Origin of the sequence: Brucella sp. TWI559, assembly GCF_039674265.1 — a bacterium.
In the GTDB taxonomy this organism is placed as follows: Bacteria; Pseudomonadota; Alphaproteobacteria; order Rhizobiales; family Rhizobiaceae; genus Brucella; species Brucella chromiisoli.
Map to the genome: position 1 here is coordinate 1 of NZ_JBDJNE010000051.1, position 3,078 is coordinate 3,078.

Here is a 3,078-nt window from a genome sequence, read left to right on the forward strand (position 1 = left end):
CGTCGCATCGGACCTATTGTGATCGAGGGCAAGGCAGCAAAGAAACTTGATCTCGAGGACTTCACTAGAAGTTAGGTCACCAAAACCGGCACGACCCGTTGCAGCGACTATCGTACGGTAATCGATTTCATTAACCTCCCGGCGCTATTCTGTGCCCATGCGCGCCCATTGGGCGCGCCCACACAGGAGGCCATCATGCCCATGATAACGCCCAATGAAGCCGCAAAGCGTACAGGTCGGAGCCGCAGAACTGTGATGCGTGCTATTACTAGGGGCGAACTGATTGCGCGTCGTGCGAATGACGGCTGGCAGATCGAAGAAAAAGATCTGTCTGCTTGGGCAGGCGCGCATGGGCGCGCCGATGCGCCTACTTACCCAGATGCCCACCCTGCGCCCACCGCCGATGAGGCCGTACTCAAGGAGCGAATTCGAGCTTTAGAAGAGCTTCTGAGCGAGTTGCGGCGGTCCAATGACGATCTGCGTGTCGACCGGGATCGCTGGCACCAGCTCGCGACGCGACCATGGTGGAAGCGTCTAGCTGGTTAAGCTCTGGCCAGCCTGCCCCCGCCCGCTCTTTCAAATTGGGCTGTAGGGCTAGGGGCAGGCTTATTCTGACTTCATGGAAACCAATTTCCTTACCTCTCGACGCGCGTCTTCGAAGGTAAGGTTGGGGCTGCGGTCTAGTACAATCGGATCGGCCCAGTCACAGGCTTTCTCGATAGCCTCGGCATCGTCCCAGCCAGCTGCTTCCTCCGCCGGAAAGATATGCTCGGCTATCACCTGGCCGTTTTCACTCAGCCAAGCTTTCAGCGCTCGTCCAGGCATCCATTCGGCTTTGACGAAAGTCTCTTCTTTTTCCTTCATGTCGCCTCCGGCGCTGCCATATTTAAAATGTGCCTTCCCCCGGCAGGGGCGAGCTGATAATTTACCCGAATGGGAAAATTGTCTAGTGAGTGCACATTTTAAATATGGCTTTGACATGAGCGAATACGAAATATTCAAAACTATTGGTGGAAGCGTAAAAAGCTATGCCATTCTACGCGTCGGGAAAATCAAGACCAAAGGCGGTATCAGCGCAGCTCTCAGCCATAATCTTCGTGAACGAGAAACGCCGAATGCAGACATCGAGCGCGTGCACGAAAACACGGTTCTGAAAGGGGCGGATAGCGTCCAGGGCGGATTGAATGACTGGGCGGATCGAGCGCCAGAGAAAATCCGCACCAATGCCGTTCTCGCTCTGGAATATTTCGTTGGCGGAAGTCCGGAACGCATCAACGCTATGAGCCGAGATGAACAAGACGCCTATTTCTCAAAAGCCCTGCAATGGTTCGAGACGCGCCATGGCGCAGAAAATGTCCTGTCGGCTATAGTGCATCGCGATGAGACAACCCCGCATATGCAAATCCTTGTTATTCCCCTCGACGAGCGGAACAAGCTGAACGCCCGCGCTCTGGTCGGCGGCAAGGAAAATTTGCGGCAGCTCCAAACGGATTTTGCTGAACAGGTCGGTCTGGAATTCGGCCTGCAGCGCGGCATTGAACGCAGCGTCGCACGGCATCATACCATCAAGGAATATTACTCTCGCGCTCAAACGCCCGTAGAAGCCGAAATTTCGCTCCCTGAGAAGCATTCTCGTAAAATGCTGACAAAGGGTGAGACAGACGAAGAATGGCGTCAGAGGGCTTCTATAGCCGTTTCTGAGCGCATTGCACACATCACAGCTCACCTCACAGAAACCAACCATTCTCTCAATCGTCGCTTGGCTACAGTGGAATCGAAAATTGAGAGTCAGGAGAAGGCGACGCGTATTGCTGAGCAATTCGCACTGGTCTGCGTGAATTTCGATCCTGACGACGAGAAGGAAAATACTCCAGAGAACGTTCGGAAGATGGCAACGGTATATAATCGCTTCTGTGACCGCTGGACAGTTCTGGAGAAGCAACTGGCAGGGGATGTGGCGCCGGATGTAGGATTGGTCATCAAACGGCTGTCAGATGGCCCCTACGCACTTTCTCAAGCTGATGCAGAGCGGATGAATATTTCTGACTGGTCTCAGTATGATCGAAAAACTGTAGCTGATCATGTTCGGCATATTGAGGTGATGGAAACACGTCATTCACACGATTCCAGCGAGACCGAGGGATTGAAGCTCTAAAACAGTGTTCGCTTCACTCACGCTTTTTTTTGCAACGAGCTCTCTCCGATGCGGTCGGTCGCTACGGCGCCATGGAGGGCGCGCTCCACTCCCTTTCTGCACTTCGCTCGTTGCTGCTTATATAAGAGTGAGAAGGGAATCCTCTGAAAGCCCTGTGCTGCTTGAAGCCAAGCGAAGAAATTTGGTTTTCGAGCGAAGAAAACGCGACATTGAGCGAAAAAAAAACTTGAATTTTCTTCGTTCAAGTGTTTTTATGCGTTCGCCTGAGCGAAGAAAATAGAGGGGTTTTTAGCATCGTGACCGAAGAAAAGAATCAGCTCAATTTGCGTAAATTGGCGTACTCACCCAACGAAAATCCATTCATTGCTGGTTCAGAGATAAGGACCCGTCACAAAACAGTACGTACCCGCTCGGCATCTCGTGAACTTATGGATCCTGATAGTGGTGAGATTGTAGCTCAGTCGGTCATTCATGTGATCGAGGAGAAGGATGAGGAGCAATTTGTGAAGGTCTTTGCGGACGGCGTTAGAGCTGCTTTCGACCTAAGCCGGACAGGTCATCGAGTGTTTCAGGCTGTGCTTGCGGAGTACCAAAGGGCCAAGATGACGGGCGGATATTCCGATTCCGTTGGGCTTGCATGGTTCGATGATGGACTTAACGGAAAATCTTTGGATATGAGTGACAGGACCTTCCATAACGGCCTGAAGGAGCTAATCCAGAAAGGTTTCCTGCGGCCTAAAATGCCTAACCAGTACTGGGTTAATCCTGCTCTATTTTTCAAAGGGGACAGAGTTGCTTTCCTACGCGAATACCGTCGCATCGGACCTATTGTGATCGAGGGCAAGGCAGCAAAGAAACTTGATCTCGAGGACTTCACTAGAAGTTAGGTCACCAAAACCGGCACGACCCGTTGCAGCGACTAT

At 52.2% G+C, this 3,078-nt stretch carries 4 protein-coding genes; 3 read left to right on the plus strand and 1 reads right to left on the minus strand.

From position 1 onward, the window contains the following. The first annotated feature begins 195 nt into the window (after window positions 1-195). On the plus strand, window positions 196-546 hold the full coding sequence (locus ABE530_RS19435) for a helix-turn-helix domain-containing protein (RefSeq protein ID WP_499695697.1): 351 nt from the start codon (window positions 196-198) through the stop codon (window positions 544-546). 60 nt (window positions 547-606) lie between these two features. Here the strand turns inward: ABE530_RS19435 and ABE530_RS19440 are convergent, their stop codons facing one another. Continuing rightward, the gene (locus ABE530_RS19440) at window positions 607-864 is read right to left on the minus strand and encodes a hypothetical protein (RefSeq protein ID WP_499695698.1); all 258 of its coding nucleotides are present in this window, start codon (window positions 862-864) and stop codon (window positions 607-609) included. A 115-nt stretch (window positions 865-979) separates the two neighbouring features. On the opposite strand from ABE530_RS19440, the gene mobV reads away from it, so the two are divergent. Continuing rightward, window positions 980-2,155, plus strand: coding sequence for a MobV family relaxase (mobV, locus tag ABE530_RS19445; protein ID WP_499695699.1), 1,176 nt, complete (start codon window positions 980-982; stop codon window positions 2,153-2,155). A gap of 296 nt (window positions 2,156-2,451) precedes the next feature. Next, a complete protein-coding gene (locus tag ABE530_RS19450) occupies window positions 2,452-3,042 on the plus strand; it encodes a hypothetical protein (RefSeq protein WP_499695700.1) in 591 nt (196 codons plus the stop codon). Window positions 3,043-3,078 lie beyond the last annotated feature (36 nt).